Raw genomic sequence first — 14,622 nt, 5'->3', positions numbered from 1 at the left:
ATGCTTCAGCCGGTTCGATATATACTTGACGCAGTTTTCATCAGTCTTGCCAGGGTCAACGGAAGGACAACACGGCTATGGCTCATATTCTTCTTGGCGTAACCGGCAGTATCGCCGCTTTCAAGGCCTGCCATCTCGCCTCCGACTGGAGCAAGCAGGGGCATGAGGTTCGCGTGGTGATGACCGCAGCCGCACAGGAGTTCGTCACTCCACTGACGTTCAGCTCGCTTACGCACACGCAAACACGCACATCCATGTTCGCCGCACAGCGCAACGATTGTGATGTTGCCCACACTCCTTCCGATCCGTTGCATATCAATCATGTGGATGATGCGAAATGGGCGGACATGCTTGTCATCGCCCCCGCAAGCGCGGATATCATCGCAAAAATCGCATGCGGTATCGCCGACGACCAACTGACAAGCACCGTGCTTGCCTATAGCGAGGGTCCGAAAATCCTATGCCCTGCCATGAATGTGCGCATGTATGAGAATGCTGTGACGCAGCGCAATCTCAATATCTGCCGTGAACTCGGGTGGACCATTGTGGAACCGGGTTCCGGCATGCTCGCCTGCCGGGATGTCGGCAAAGGGCGCATGGAGGAGCCTGCCGCGATCGAAGCGGCCGTGGCTGATTTGCTGCGTGCGACCCAACCTGCTGAAACGTTGCCACTGCGCGGATTGCGTGTGCTCATTACCGCCGGCCCCACGCAGGAGCCGCTCGATCCCGTACGCTACCTCACCAACCATTCCACCGGAAAAATGGGCTATGCGATCGCCGAACAGGCACGCGATATGGGTGCGGATGTGACGCTCGTGTCGGGCCCTGTGTCATTGAGCGCACCACATGGCGTTGATGTGATTCACGTCACCACCGCGCGGGACATGTTCGACGCAGTACAGGAACGGTTCGCGCAAGCCGATCTGACGATTATGGCGGCCGCAGTCGGCGATTTCCGACCCGTCGAGCAGGCTCAGGAGAAAATCAAGAAGAACGGGCGCGTCAATATCGATCTGCATCTCACATCGAATCCCGATATTCTCGCGTGGGCGGGCGAGCATAAAACAGCTGACCAGACCTTGTGCGGTTTCGCCATGGAAACGCAGGATTTGGAAGCGAATGCGGCGAAAAAACTCGCGTCGAAGCATTGTTCCATGCTGGTGGCCAACAATCTCAACACCCCCGGCGCCGGCTTCGCGGTGGACACGAATGTGGTGACGGTATTGAAGCCCGGCGCAACCTCCGATGAGCCAATCATCGAACATTGGAACAAGATGGGCAAGCAGGAATTGGCGGAACGCATACTCACCGAATTGTCGGCATTGCGCAACACCGACAACACAATTCCGCCCAAATCGTGAATATCGTACATATCAAACACAATCGCAAGAAATAGCGTCAATACAGTAATCGTAAGGAGAATTCGATATGCTTCTGGTCGCAGTCGACATCGGCAATACCAATGTGGTGATCGGCTTCCTTGATGACGGGCACATCGCCGGCACATACCGCATCACCACGAAATCGAACCACACGTCAGACGAATATGGCCTGATGATCACGCAATTCCTGCGGTTGAGCGGCTACACGCCGGGCGATGTGGATGATGTAATCATCTCATCGGTGGTGCCGAAGGTCATGCATTCGTTCCGCGCCAGCATTGTGAAATTCCTCAATATCGATCCGATGATCGTTGGACCGGGCGTCAAAACCGGCATTAACATTCGTATGGACAATCCGCAGAACATGGGTGCCGACTGCATCGCCGACTGTGCTGGAGCCTACTACGAGTATGGCGGTCCGATTCTGGTGGCGGATTTCGGCACGGCCACCACATTCAATTACGTAACAGCCGACGCTTCAGTGATTTGCGGACTGATCACCACCGGCATTCGCACGGGCGCGGCCGCCTTGTGGGAGGCCACGGCCCAGTTGCCGGAAGTGGAAATCACCCGCCCCGCATCGATTCTGGCGAAAAGCACCAAACCAGCCATGCAAGCCGGCTTGTACTACAACTTCCTCGGAGGCATCGAACGTACAATCACACAATTCCATCGCGAAATCGACGAAGAATTCCGCGTGGTCGCGACGGGTGGTTTAAGCCGAGTATTTGCTGATGATACCGATATGATCGATATTTACGATCCGGATCTGATTTTCAAAGGCATGCTGCATATTTACGAACGTAACGTACGATAGAAAATCTTATAATTAGATTCTGTAAATAATTAATATTTATTGAATAGTAAAGCCCTGATTGGCTCCATATTCCTTCAGATCCTTCTGCCAAAGCGCGATGCCGCTTTTCAATTTAAGTCGATCTGCGGAATCGGTTTCCTTCAGCGAGTCGCCGATGGCGGATTTGTCGGACACTTTGCCACCGGCCGCGATGATGTTCAACCGGTCCTGCTCCTTACACAAGAGACTCGACCATTTGTAGGCTTTGCCCACAGTGGAGCGGAAGTCACTTCGCGCATACACTTCGAATGGCAGATACTGGTAGCCGGTCGAAACGTTTTCCGCAGCTTCGGAAAGCACGCGATTGTATTCCTGACCGCCGAAATACGGTATTTCAATGCCACGCTCGTCGATCACGGTGGTTTTGCGAAGGAATTCCCGATCAGACAACGTGTTGTTATCGGCGGGGAACGCGCCGCCATTCACACGGGCTTTGATGCCTTCCGCATTATGGCATGCGTATTCAATGAAACGATATGACGCTTCAGGCTTGCGAGAGCGTTGCAGCACGGCCAGTGCGGATCCGCCGTTTTCCGACGTGGTGTATTCGCCATCCTGCGTGGGCATCTGCGCCACACGCCACAAACCCGCGGTTCCAGGAAGGTTCGACATGAGCAGCGACGGCAGCCATGCGCCGGAGAACACGGAGGCTACCTTCCCCTCCCCCACGGATTCCTTCCATTCATCGGACCATGTGGTCAGATTGGTGGCGACCAAACCTTCGTCGATCATTTTCTGCCAGAATTCGGTGAAGGTTCTCGTACCCTCATCGTCGGTGAGGTTGATCGTCACGTTTTTGCCGTCGTTCGACGTGGAGAACGGACGTCCACCGGCAAGCCAGATCATCGTATCGTAAAAGCTGGCGTCGCCGGAATCGGCGGTGATGTACACGCCGATCTCCTTGAGCTTTTTGGCGGCCTCGTAATAGTCGTCCCATGTACGAATTTTGGACGTGTCAACGCCGACCTGTTCGAACACGCTTTTGTTGTAGAAGAACGTCATTGGACCGGAATCCATAGGCAGGCCGTACACGCGGCCGTTCAGCTGTACCGAAGCCCATGTGCCGGGCGTGTAGAAATCGCCGTAGCCTTTCGTGCGCCCGGTGATCGCCATCAGCTGGCTGCTTACCGCGTACTGGCGCAACGCATAGTATTCCAATTGCACCACGTCGGGAATGCCGTAGCCGTCTTGAATGGCGTTGTTGAGATTGTCATAACCGCTTGTGTTCTTCCAAATAACGTGGATGTCGGGATTCTCCTTTTCGAAACCGGCGATGACTTGCTTCATGCTCGGCTCCCACGACCACACGGTGATTTCGGTGCGGGAATCGACGTTGGCTCCGCAAGCGGCCGCGCTGACTGCCATAATGGCCGCACAGCAGATGGCGATGATTCGTTTCACCAGTTTCAAGCCGATTCCTCCCATTTGGTGTTTCCACACGAGAACGTGCGTACAGGCATACGCATTTGAGTGTACGTCAGTCACCCGAAAGCCAGCGTACAATCCTCCAATCTCTTCGATTCAGCCACGCAATCCACTTACCTTTTAACAAACATGGGTGTCGGCGGATTGACGATTATTCAATCCACCGACACCCATGTTGCGTTGCGGTTATTTGTTTGCCGACCGTTTACTGCTTGGTGACGATCACGCCATTGGGTTTGATCGAGACGTTCTCGCCGCTCACTTCAGCGAACGAAGAAACCACGATCTTGCCTTCGAATGGGATTTGAACCGCTTCGTGAGTGCGGTTGAACGAGAACACGAACCTCGAACCGTCCGATCCCTCACGTTCGACCCGCAGCACGCGACTGTCGTTTTCGCCGGTTTCGGCCATGCCGAGCGATTCAAGAATCTCCGGCAGGCTCTTGGCGATGCCATCACGGCCGAGGCGCGCGCCCACATACACGCTGCGGCCTTCGCCGAACGTGTTCGCGACGATCGCCGGAGCACCGTCCATGCCGGTCCACGGATCGTCCCTGAACGTTTCCAGCACGGTGGCCGACCTATCGACCGAACCGATCACGTCGGCGATATCGTGCGCGACCGCGCCGTTCGACAGACCGAGACGGCCCGGCACGCCCGGGAAATCGTCGCCCATGGGCATGAACTCCTCCACGCGCACGCCGACCACGTCACGGATCGATCCCGGATAGCCGCCGAGCCACACGTGGTCCTTCTCGTCGGACAGTCCCGTGTAGTACGTGACAATCAGCCTGCCGCCGTTCGCCACATAATCGCGCACGCGGCGGGTGGTCTCCTCCGACAGGATGTACACGCTCGGCAATACGACCACCTCGTACTCGTCCCAGTTCGAACTAACCGGAACGACATCGGCGGTCACGCCATGGTCGGCCAATGCGCGGAACCATTGCAGCGGCTCGTCCACGTGGTGGACCTTCTGGGTCGGGGTTGCGGTGTGTTCGGTGGCCCACTCGGACTCGTAGTCGAACACCACGGCGACCTTGGACTTCGCCAGCTTCGTGCCAAGCAGTCCGTTGTCGGCCAGCGTGTTCAGATCCGCGCCCAACTCGCACACGTCACGGAACACGGTCGAGTCCTCACCGGTGTGGGGCACCATCGCGGAATGGAACTTCTCCGCACCGGCCTTGGACTGGCGCCATTGGAAGTAGCACACCGCGTCCGCGCCCATGGCCACATGCGCCAGGGAGTCGCGCACCAGCTGGCCCGGCTCCTTGCGGTAGTTGACCGGACGCCAGTTCACCGCCGATGTGGAATGCTCCATCAGGAACCACGGATCCTTGCGCGCGATGCCGTCGACCAGGCTCGCGGAGAACGCGAGCTCGTCCAGATGGGCCTCGCCCGGAATGAAGTAATGGTCGTTCGAAACGAAATCGACCTCACGGCCCCAATCGTCGTAGTCCAGTACCGAACCGGTGGCGGACACCATGAAGTTCGTGGTCAACGGCAGGTCCGGAGTGATCTCGGCAAGCGCGTCGCGCTCGGCGACGTAGAACGCCTTCAGCGCGTCGGAGCTGAAACGCTTGAAGTCAAGCAGCTTGCCCGGGTTCATGAAGTTGCCGTCGCCGATGAAGCGCGGAGGCACGATTTCCGTGAAGTCGTTCATGCGCTGCGCCCAGAACGCCGTGCCCCACGCGTCGTTCACTGCGTCGATGGTGCCGTAGCGTTCCTCGCACCACTTCTGGAATGCGCGTTCGGCGTCCTCGGAATAGTCGAAACGATTGTGGCAGCCGTACTCGTTGCTCACATGCCATGCGACCACGTACGGGTTGTCCTTGTAATGCTCGGCCATCGCACGGCACAGCTTCAGCGCGTACTCGCGGAACACCGGACTGGTCGGCCTCCAATGCTGGCGGGCGCCCGGCTGGCACACGTCGCCGCGGTAGTCCTTCCACAGCACCTCGGGATGCGCCTGGGTGAGCCACATCGGCGGCGACGCGGTCGCTGACGCCAGATCCACGGCGATGCCGGCCTCGCCCAGCTTGCTGATGATGCGGTCGAGCCAGTCGAAATCGTACACGCCCTCGCTCGTCTCGATCTTCGCCCATGAGAAGATGCCCACGGACACGAGGTTCACGCCAGCCTTCTTCATCAAACGAACGTCATCGTCCCACACCTCTTCCGGCCACTGGTCGGGATTGTAGTCCCCGCCGTACCAGATACGGGCTTGCTGCCCAGCCAACGGCTGCGGCCAACGATAGGCTCTGCGTTGAGTCATATTCACTCCTTTTTTTGTCAACTACCCTTACGAATTTATCCCGCAATAGCAATTCCCGCAAGCTCAGAACCAAAAATAAAACGAATAAACACAAAAAGCGTCTTCCCGACGTGTTGCACAACACAATCGAGAAGACGCCTTTTTGTATTCAAAAACCGAAAATCAGGCGAAATCAGGCTTCGATTCCGAGCTGCTGGCGTTCCTTCTTGGAATACATGAACGCAGGAAGCTGACGGCCCTGCTTGAGCCAAGCATGATATTCGGCGGTCGCCGCAAACTCCACATCGGAAGCGGAATTCAGGCAGGTTTCCACAGAATCCTGAATAACGCCAATGATGAAGCCAACGCCCACCACCTGCATGGCGATGTCGTTGCTGATGCCGAACAGCGAGCAAGCCATCGGAATAAGCAGCAGCGAACCGCCGGCCACGCCGGAAGCGCCACATGCACCGAGCGCCGACACCACAGACAGCAGAATGGCGGCCGGCAGCGAAATCTGAATACCCATCGTATTGGCGGCAGCCATGGCCATGACAGTGATGGTAACGGCGGCACCGTTCATGTTGATGGTTGCACCCAGCGGAATGGACACGGAATACATGTCTTTATCAAGACCGAGCTTCTCGCACAACTGCATGTTGACCGGAATGTTCGCCGCGGAGGAACGGGTGAAGAATGCGGTCAGGCCAGATTCCTTGAAGCAGCGGTACACCAGCGGATACGGGTTGCGATGCAGGTACAGGAAAATGACCAGCGGGCCGAACACGAGCACCATCAGCAGCATAGTGCCGACGAGCAGGAGCAGGAGGCTACCGTACTCGGTGAAGGCCGCCAAGCCGTTTTTGGAAACGCTGGTGAACACCAAGCCCATAATGCCAAACGGGGCGAGATTGATGACCCAACGAATCACCTGAGACACGCCATCGGCCACATTGGCAAGGAACGCCTTGGAGCTTTCATTGGCAATACCCTTCATGGCAAGACCGAACAGGCAAGCCCACATCAGAATGCAGATGTAGTTGCCGTTGATCATGGCCTGAATCGGATTGGCCACAATATTGGTCAGCAACGTCTGCACAACCTCGCTCAAACCCTGCGGCACTACATCGGCGTCAGCGGCATCGCCCAACGTTATGGTCTGCGGGAACATGCGAGACGTCAGCACCGCCACGACGGCGGACAGGAACGTGGTGAACAGATACAGGAAAAGCACCGTGCCAAAACGGCCGTCAAGCTTGGAATTGCCTTGAGCCAAAGCGCTTGCCACCAGCACAAATACCAGAATCGGAGCTACGGCCTTCAATGCGCTTACGAACAGGGTGCCGAATTCGCCGATCCACGCCATATGCGGAACGACCAATGCAAGTGCGGTACCCGCGATAAGACCGACGATAATGCGGATAATCAGCGACACGCCGTTATATTTGTCGGCAACGCCACGAAGCGCTTTCGAAATATGGTTCATATTCTCTCTCGTTCTTTCCAGCCGGCTTGCCTTTGCCAGCCAGCACAACAAGAGCACATCCTAATCACGCTTGATAACACGAAATGTAAAGTGTCCAATTATAGGGACGCGCAACTTCAACACGCCATAGCGATGCGATCAAATATCAGTACGGCAATGAACAGTTTTTATATATCTTTATTCATCGAGCCATACCTGCTGATCAGACTGTTCATCAGCCAAGCGGCACTTTCGAAACGAATGTACGAGGCTCTCCCGTCACCGGATCGTCGAAATGTAATTCGCGAGCCACTAATTCCAACGGTTGCGAGAAATCATCGTAAGAATGCTGCACAATATTCGGATAGAAATCATCGCCCAGAATCGGCAATCCCAACGAATTCATATGCACACGCAATTGATGCGTTTTGCCGGTTTTCGGGTGCAGCACATAATTCACATATGCTTTGCCGTCGATGCAACGTACCGTGCTCCCCCGCTCAATCAACGTTTGCGCATTGACGGTTTCCGGAATTTCGTACGCCTGAAGTCGCCCGCGATCCTTGCAAATATGCGATGCTCGGATTGCCGGAAATGGTTGATGCCTGTCGATTCTTACGATTGTTCCGTATTGCGGATGCTGTTCGGGGGCAAGTGGCGCCAAACATTCATAGGTTTTGATGGTTTTGCGATTCTGGAACAGCATTTGGTAAGCGCCGCGCAATTCCGGTTTGCGCACAAATACGACGATACCTGCGGTAAGTCGGTCCAAACGGTGCGCGGGAACAATATCAGGTTCGCCATACTGTTCCCGAAGTCGGATCAACGCGGTTTCGCGATACCACATGCCGCGCGGTGTGGTGGCGAGAAAATGCGGTTTGTCAACCACGATAATCGCATCGTTCTCGTAAAGAACCTCACATTCGAACGGAATGTGAGGTTCTTCAAGAACGTAACGATGCCTCTTCTGCTGACGCTGTTGACGCATCGTATGAACGATTACTCCACGGTGACGGACTTGGCGAGATTACGAGGCTTGTCAACGTCGTAATTCTTCAGCTTGGCCATGTCCATGGCGAATAGCTGCAGCGGCACCACGTCCACCAGCGGACTCATCAGCGTTGGGCAGGCCGGACGCCAGAACACTACGTCCGCGTAGCGTTCAACATCGGGATCGTTCTCTTCGGCCACGGCGATAATGTACGCGCCACGGGCCTTGACCTCTTCGATACCGGAAATAACCTTGGCGTGCAGTACATTGCGGCCACGTGCCGGTGGCACGATGAACACTACCGGTTCGCCTTCGTCCACCAATGCGATCGGACCGTGCTTGAGTTCGCCGGCCGCGAAACCTTCGGTAAAGGTGTAGGCGATTTCCTTCAATTTCAACGCGCCTTCCATCGCGACCGGGTAGCCGACATGACGACCCAGGAACAGGAAGGACTTCGCATCGACCATCTGCGCGGCAGCATCATGCACGGTCTTGGTCTGCGTGTCGAGAATCCACTGGATCTTGCGAGGCATGTCTTTGAGGGAATCCAACGTCTGCGCGATTTCGTCGCGGAACATTGCACCCTTGACCTGCGCCAAATACAAGCCAAGCACGTAGGCGGCAGTAATCTGCGCCACGAACGCCTTGGTGGAGGCGACCGCCACTTCCGGACCAGCGTGCGTGTACAGCACCGCGTCGGATTCACGCGGAATGGACGCGCCCTGCGTGTTGCAGATGGCCAGCACCTTCGAACCCTGCTCGCGCGCATGACGCAATGCCATCAGCGTATCCATGGTTTCACCGGACTGCGAAATGGCCACCACCAACGTGCGCGGGGTGAGAATCGGATCACGATAGCGGAATTCGTGGGCGAGCTCCACTTCCACCGGAATACGCACCCAATGCTCGATGGCGTACTTGGCCACCATGCCCGCATAGGCGGCGGTACCGCAGGCGATAACGATAATCTTGTCGATCGCCTTGAAATCATGCTCGTCGATGCGAACCTCGTCAAGATTAAGATTGCCGTCCTTGCCGAGACGTCCCAACAGCGTGCGCTGCACCGCCGCCGGCCCTTCGTGGATCTCCTTGTTCATGAAGGAGTCCCAACCGCCCTTTTCGGCCGCGGAAGCATCCCAATCCACGGTGTAGGTCTTCGGATCGGCCACGATGTTGCCCATGAAATCAGACACCACGACCTTATCGGCAGACACCATCACGGCCTGATCCTGGTCGATTTCCATGGCACGCTTCGTGTAGGCCACGAACGCGGCCACATCGGAACCGAGAAAATTCTCACCTTCGCCAAGACCAACCACCAGCGGCGAATCATGGCGGGCGCCGACCACGATACCCGGCTGACGGCAGTCGGTGGCGAGAATCGTGAACGCGCCTTCTAGCATGCGTGCCAAGCGTCGCACGGCCTTGAACAAGTCGGGCTTGCCGGTTTCCTCAACGATTTTCTCACTGATTTTGCCCAGTAGTTTCGCCGCAACCTCCGTATCGGTTTCCGATGAGAAACGGTAACCTTCCGTCTGCAGATCAAGACGAAGCTGAGAGGCGTTTTCGATGATGCCATTATGAATGATGGCGACCTTGCCGTCTTGCGAGGTATGAGGATGCGCGTTGATGTCGTTCGGCACGCCGTTGGTGGCCCAACGGGTGTGGCCGATGCCCACGGTGGCCATCGGCATCGGTTTGCGTTCCACGTCTTCGATCAGGTTGGCGAGGCGCCCCGCCTTCTTGCGCACTTCCACATGGTCCATGCCGGGCGCGGTCAGCGCCACACCGGCCGAATCATACCCGCGGTATTCCAAACGCTGTAGGCCTTGGAGGCACACTTCCAACGGCTTGCCGCACGCGGTTTCCACATTTCCTGCATATCCTACGATTCCACACATAACACCTCAGCTTATCGGGTAATGGTGTCATTTTCGAAACGAAACCGCCCATTGCGCCGAACCTTTGATATATGGACACAAAAATCCCCATGCCGACAGTTTTCAACATGGGGATTTTCTTCGGTTATTCCCTTGATCGCAATTCTTGCGACGAAGAGATGTCTGATCCTTAACGATTATGCCTACGGCGATTTACAGCACGTGCTGCAGGAAGTCCTTGAATCGTGGTTCCTGCGGATTGTCGATGATTTCAGGACCGCCCTGTTCCACAACAACACCGCCGTCCATGAATACAATCTGGTCGGCGACTTCGCGTGCGAAGCCTATTTCGTGGGTGACAACCACCATGGTCATGCCTTCTTTTGCCAAAGACAGCATGACGTTCAGCACTTCGCCCACCAATTCCGGATCGAGTGCGGAGGTCGGCTCGTCGAACAGCATGATTTCCGGCTTCATGGCGAGTGCACGGGCGATGGCCACGCGCTGCTGCTGGCCTCCGGAAAGCTGTGCCGGATAGTGGTTGAGGCGATCGCCCATGCCCACGCGGTTCAGCTCTTCGATGGCAAGCTTGCGGGCTTCCTTTTTATCCATGTGCTTGACATGGACCGGCGCTTCCATCACATTTTCGAGAGCCGTCATGTGCGGGAACAGGTTGAACCTCTGGAACACCATGCCCAGTTTGGAACGCTGCTCGGCCACTTCCCTGTCGTTCAGAGTCTGCAGCACCTGCTTGCCGTCCTTGTCGACATACTTGTAGCCGATCATTTCGCCGTCGACGTCGATTTCGCCGCCAGTCAGCGTTTCCAACTGGTTGATCAGGCGCAGGAACGTGGATTTTCCGGAACCGGAAGGTCCCAGAATCACCGTCACCGAGCCGGGCATAACCGTCATATCGACGCCCTTGAGCACGTGCAGGCTACCGAAAGCCTTATGCACCTGCGTGGCCTTCACTGCGGGAACAACACCGTTGGTGGTTGGTTCAGTCATTGCTCACTCCCCTCACGCGGTCATGCCCGCGAACGTTGCTTCGTTCTGCTTGGCGATATCGTCTTTCGGTTCGCCTCCGGTTTTGCCCGGCAGCGGCGGCTGCTTGCCGCGCGCGCCGGCCGGTCGCGCATCGAAGCCCTTGCCGAAATGCTTCTCCAGGCGAGACTGCAGCACCATCAGAATGGAGGTGATCACCAAATACCAGATGCAGGCCACGATCAGCAGCGGAATCGGCTTGTACAGTCGGGTTGCGATTGCGGTGGTGGCGAACTGCAGTTCCAGCGTGAACGGCACGGCGTTGACCAGCGAAGTGGTCTTCAACATGCCGATGAACTCGTTGCCGGTCGGCGGAATGATGATGCGCATGGCCTGAGGAAGCACCACGCGACGCATAATCATGGAGCGCTTCATACCCAGCGCCTTGGCCGCTTCGGTCTGACCCGGATCGACGGCTTCAAGACCCGCACGCACGATTTCAGCCAGATATGCCGCTTCGTTCAGTGCGAGACCCAGCCATGCCGCGTTGAACGCGGTAATGACGGACTGCGAGTCAATGCTCCAGAATTCAATGGAAGTGAACGGAATGCCCACGCCGATGCGAGGCACCAACACGGCGAACAGACCCCAGAACACCAGCTGCGTATACACAGGGGTGCCACGGAAGAACCAAATGTAGAACCAGCTCACGCCACGTAGCACCGGATTGATGGACTTGCGCATCACGGCCAGAATCACTGCCAGAATAATGGCGATGACCATGGAGATGACCGTCAGCAGCAACGTGTATTTGATGCCTTCGAGCACATTCTTGTTGAACAGGTACTTCCAGACCACATTCCATTCGAAACGCGGATTGGTAATCAGGCCCTGCAGCAGCATGGCGGCGAGCAGAGCGACGACGACCGCCGCCACAATCGGGCCCGTACGCTTAACCGGCAGCGCCTTGATGCGATTCGGAATATCGAGGCCGTCGCCGTCGATCTGTTTCTTCGCCATGATGCTTCAGTTCCTTCGTTGTTGATGTAAATAGTAGGGATGAGATCAGTCGAGATCGGTCGGGTTGATCTCAGCCTTGTCGAGAGCGCCGGATTCCACGCCCCAATGCTTGAGGATCTTCATATACGTGCCATCGTCCATCAGCTTCTGTACGGCCTTCTGCACGGCTTCAGCAAGCTGGATGTTGCCCTTCTCAATAGCGATGCCCTGCTTGGCCACGCCTTCGACGTCGCCCAAGGCTTCAAGCTGTCCATCGGTCTGGGAGATGGCATAGCCGGCGACCGGCGAATCGGCATAGAACGCATCGGCCTTGCCCGTAGCCACTGCGGTGGCAGCTTCGGCCTGACGCTTGTACGACATCACTTCGGCCTTGTTATCGGCCTCGCATCCTTTGGCGATGGTGTTGGCTTCCTCTTCCTGCACGGTGCCGGTCTGCACCGCAATCTTCACGCCACACATGTCGGAAGTGTCGAGTTTCTTCGGATTGCCCTTCTGCACGGCCCACGTGGAACCTGCACGGTAGTAGCTCACGAAATCCACGGACTGCATACGCTCTTCGGTGATGGTCATGGCGGTAATGCCCAGATCATACTTGGAGCCAATGGAAGGAATGATGGTGTCGAACATGGAAGACACGATGTTCGGCTTCAAACCAAGCGTCTTTGCGATGGCCTTGGTCATGTCGATATCATAGCCGACCGGAGTCTTGCCGTCTTCGGCATAGAATTCAGCCGGAGCGTACGAAAGCTCCATACCAGCGGAAAGCTCGCCGTCCTTCACCAGATCGCCGGACGGAACCAGCTTGGCCAGCTCGTCATCCTTTTCAATGGTGCTGACATCGTAACCGGTGGTAGTGTTCGACGAATCCGACGAATCACCGGAATTGGACGCATCGGAAGTGCCGCAAGCGGCAGTGGAAAACAACATCGCCGCGCTCAGCGCAAGCGCCACAACGGACTTGATCTTCAAAGACATGATACGCATATCCTTCTTCTTATCTCTTCATTACCATACCGAAATCTCAACGCCATTCGGTTGCAGAGAACCTCAGTATCTCAAATAGGCACGATAAGAGCGCAATGCTACATGTACGTTACGTTGCGCAAAACTTACGTACCAGCCAAGAATCGCGCAATATGGCTCCATCAAATCACGGAAGATCCATATACGAAAAAACGGAAGACACGCGGATTGGGTCCGCATGCCTTCCGTCATATCGGCATCACAGTATCGCCGCGTGCGATGCCTGCCTTACGTTTGATCGTTCAGCCAAGGTCGGTCGGATTGATTTCGGCTTTGTCGATCGCTCCGTTCTCCACGCCCCAATGCTTGAGGATCTTCATATACGTGCCGTCATCCATAAGCTTCTGCAGTGCGGCCTGCACCGCCTTGGCGGTATCGGAATCGCCTTTCCTAATTGCCACGGCCTCCTTGGTCACGCCGACATCCTCGCCGAGGGCTTCTAGCGTATCTTCGGTTTGTGCGATGGCATAGCCGGCGACCGGCGAATCGGCATAGAATACGTCGGCCTTGCCCGTTGCCACGTTCGTGGTCACATCGGTCTGCAGCTTATTCGACAGAATCTGCACTTCGGACTTGCCGTCGGCCTTGCATTGTTTGGCGGCAGCGTTGACTTCCTCTTCCTGCGTGGTGCCCGTCTGCACCGCGATCTTCAAGCCGCACAGGTCGGAAGTATCTACCTTGTTCGGATTGCCCTTCTTCACCACCCACGTGGAACCGGCCTTGAACATGCTCACGAAATCGACGGCTTCCATACGCTCGGGCGTGATGGTGAACGACGAAATGCCGATATCGTACTTGGTGCCGATCGACGGAATGATCGAATCGAAGTTCGACGTTTGCGGCAGGGCCTCAAGACCGAACATATTGGCGAGCGCCTTCGCGATATCGACATCGAAACCGATCGGGGTCTTGCCATCCTCCGCAAGGAATTCGGCGGGAGCGTACGACGTGTCCATGCCGACGGTGAGCTTGCCGTCCTTGGTGACTGATTCCGGCAGCATCGCGGCTATATCGTCATCCTTCGTCACGCCGGAAACGTCATAACCGGTGGTGTTCGACGACGACTCAGAATCACCGGAAGCCGTGGAATCGGACTTTTCCGATGTGCCGCACGCACCCAACGAAACGATCATGGCGGCGCTTAGCGCAAAAACGGCGAGTTTCCTCAGATTATTGAAAGCCATCGCAAATCCTCTCTTCATTCCCAACCGCATGAATACGACCGAACCGAAGTTCTGCGGGCACCATAGAAAACGATTGCTACGGCCACGTTAATAGCACGCAAACTCTATTCGATATGCTGTTTTTTCTTACGAAAAAGCGGGTTTCGCCATATCACAAT

Annotated in this window: 11 protein-coding genes; 2 read left to right on the top strand and 9 right to left on the bottom strand. The window is 56.3% G+C overall.

Annotated features, from left to right (window positions below):
- The first annotated feature begins 77 nt into the window (after positions 1 to 77).
- Complete coding sequence (coaBC, locus tag BBKW_RS02580) at positions 78 to 1,361, top strand: bifunctional phosphopantothenoylcysteine decarboxylase/phosphopantothenate--cysteine ligase CoaBC (protein ID WP_033500948.1); 1,284 nt, start codon at positions 78 to 80, stop codon at positions 1,359 to 1,361.
- A 67-nt stretch (positions 1,362 to 1,428) separates the two neighbouring features.
- Positions 1,429 to 2,199 (top strand): type III pantothenate kinase, encoded by a 771-nt coding sequence (locus BBKW_RS02575; RefSeq protein WP_033500947.1) that lies wholly within the window; start codon positions 1,429 to 1,431, stop codon positions 2,197 to 2,199.
- Positions 2,200 to 2,235: 36 nt separating this feature from the next.
- On the opposite strand, the gene BBKW_RS02570 is transcribed toward BBKW_RS02575, so the two are convergent.
- The 9 genes from BBKW_RS02570 to BBKW_RS02530 form a co-directional block, all read right to left on the bottom strand.
- Positions 2,236 to 3,663, bottom strand: a complete 1,428-nt coding sequence (locus tag BBKW_RS02570) for an ABC transporter substrate-binding protein (RefSeq protein ID WP_033500946.1) — start codon at positions 3,661 to 3,663, stop codon at positions 2,236 to 2,238.
- Between the two features lie 205 nt (positions 3,664 to 3,868).
- Positions 3,869 to 5,938: a beta-galactosidase gene (locus BBKW_RS02565; protein ID WP_033500945.1), complete on the bottom strand. Its 2,070-nt coding sequence runs from the start codon at positions 5,936 to 5,938 to the stop codon at positions 3,869 to 3,871.
- 172 nt (positions 5,939 to 6,110) lie between these two features.
- Positions 6,111 to 7,403 carry a serine/threonine transporter SstT gene (gene sstT, locus BBKW_RS02560; RefSeq protein WP_033500944.1) on the bottom strand — a complete coding sequence of 431 codons (1,293 nt, stop codon included), beginning with the start codon at positions 7,401 to 7,403 and terminating at the stop codon, positions 6,111 to 6,113.
- Positions 7,404 to 7,617: 214 nt separating this feature from the next.
- Positions 7,618 to 8,370, bottom strand: a complete 753-nt coding sequence (locus tag BBKW_RS02555) for a pseudouridine synthase (RefSeq protein WP_033500943.1) — start codon at positions 8,368 to 8,370, stop codon at positions 7,618 to 7,620.
- Between the two features lie 11 nt (positions 8,371 to 8,381).
- A complete protein-coding gene (glmS, locus tag BBKW_RS02550; RefSeq protein ID WP_033500942.1) occupies positions 8,382 to 10,274 on the bottom strand; it encodes a glutamine--fructose-6-phosphate transaminase (isomerizing) in 1,893 nt (630 codons plus the stop codon).
- Between the two features lie 192 nt (positions 10,275 to 10,466).
- Positions 10,467 to 11,261, bottom strand: a complete 795-nt coding sequence (locus BBKW_RS02545) for an amino acid ABC transporter ATP-binding protein (protein WP_033500941.1) — start codon at positions 11,259 to 11,261, stop codon at positions 10,467 to 10,469.
- A gap of 12 nt (positions 11,262 to 11,273) precedes the next feature.
- On the bottom strand, positions 11,274 to 12,257 hold the full coding sequence (locus BBKW_RS02540; protein WP_033500940.1) for an amino acid ABC transporter permease: 984 nt from the start codon (positions 12,255 to 12,257) through the stop codon (positions 11,274 to 11,276).
- A gap of 45 nt (positions 12,258 to 12,302) precedes the next feature.
- Complete coding sequence (locus BBKW_RS02535) at positions 12,303 to 13,232, bottom strand: ABC transporter substrate-binding protein (RefSeq protein WP_033500968.1); 930 nt, start codon at positions 13,230 to 13,232, stop codon at positions 12,303 to 12,305.
- A gap of 290 nt (positions 13,233 to 13,522) precedes the next feature.
- Entirely contained in the window at positions 13,523 to 14,464 is a 942-nt protein-coding gene (locus BBKW_RS02530) for an ABC transporter substrate-binding protein (RefSeq protein WP_033500939.1), read from the bottom strand.
- Positions 14,465 to 14,622: the final 158 nt, after the last annotated feature.

The organism is Bifidobacterium catenulatum subsp. kashiwanohense JCM 15439 = DSM 21854 (assembly GCF_001042615.1).
Taxonomy (GTDB): domain Bacteria; phylum Actinomycetota; class Actinomycetes; order Actinomycetales; family Bifidobacteriaceae; genus Bifidobacterium; species Bifidobacterium catenulatum.
The sequence above is the reverse complement of the archived record's forward strand: the minus strand, read 5'-3'. Positions and strand labels throughout refer to the sequence as shown.

Excerpts from the sequence above, each read along its gene's own strand:
- coaBC (WP_033500948.1), top strand. The coding sequence starts at position 78 with ATGGCTCATATTCTTCTTGGCGTAACCGGCAGTATCGCCGCTTTCAAG.
- BBKW_RS02575 (WP_033500947.1), top strand. The coding sequence starts at position 1,429 with ATGCTTCTGGTCGCAGTCGACATCGGCAATACCAATGTGGTGATCGGC.
- BBKW_RS02540 (WP_033500940.1), bottom strand. The coding sequence starts at position 12,257 with ATGGCGAAGAAACAGATCGACGGCGACGGCCTCGATATTCCGAATCGC.
- BBKW_RS02530 (WP_033500939.1), bottom strand. The coding sequence starts at position 14,464 with ATGGCTTTCAATAATCTGAGGAAACTCGCCGTTTTTGCGCTAAGCGCC.
- BBKW_RS02535 (WP_033500968.1), bottom strand. The coding sequence starts at position 13,232 with ATGTCTTTGAAGATCAAGTCCGTTGTGGCGCTTGCGCTGAGCGCGGCG.
- BBKW_RS02555 (WP_033500943.1), bottom strand. The coding sequence starts at position 8,370 with ATGCGTCAACAGCGTCAGCAGAAGAGGCATCGTTACGTTCTTGAAGAA.
- BBKW_RS02565 (WP_033500945.1), bottom strand. The coding sequence starts at position 5,938 with ATGACTCAACGCAGAGCCTATCGTTGGCCGCAGCCGTTGGCTGGGCAG.
- glmS (WP_033500942.1), bottom strand. The coding sequence starts at position 10,274 with ATGTGTGGAATCGTAGGATATGCAGGAAATGTGGAAACCGCGTGCGGC.
- BBKW_RS02570 (WP_033500946.1), bottom strand. The coding sequence starts at position 3,663 with ATGGGAGGAATCGGCTTGAAACTGGTGAAACGAATCATCGCCATCTGC.
- sstT (WP_033500944.1), bottom strand. The coding sequence starts at position 7,403 with ATGAACCATATTTCGAAAGCGCTTCGTGGCGTTGCCGACAAATATAAC.
- BBKW_RS02545 (WP_033500941.1), bottom strand. The coding sequence starts at position 11,261 with ATGACTGAACCAACCACCAACGGTGTTGTTCCCGCAGTGAAGGCCACG.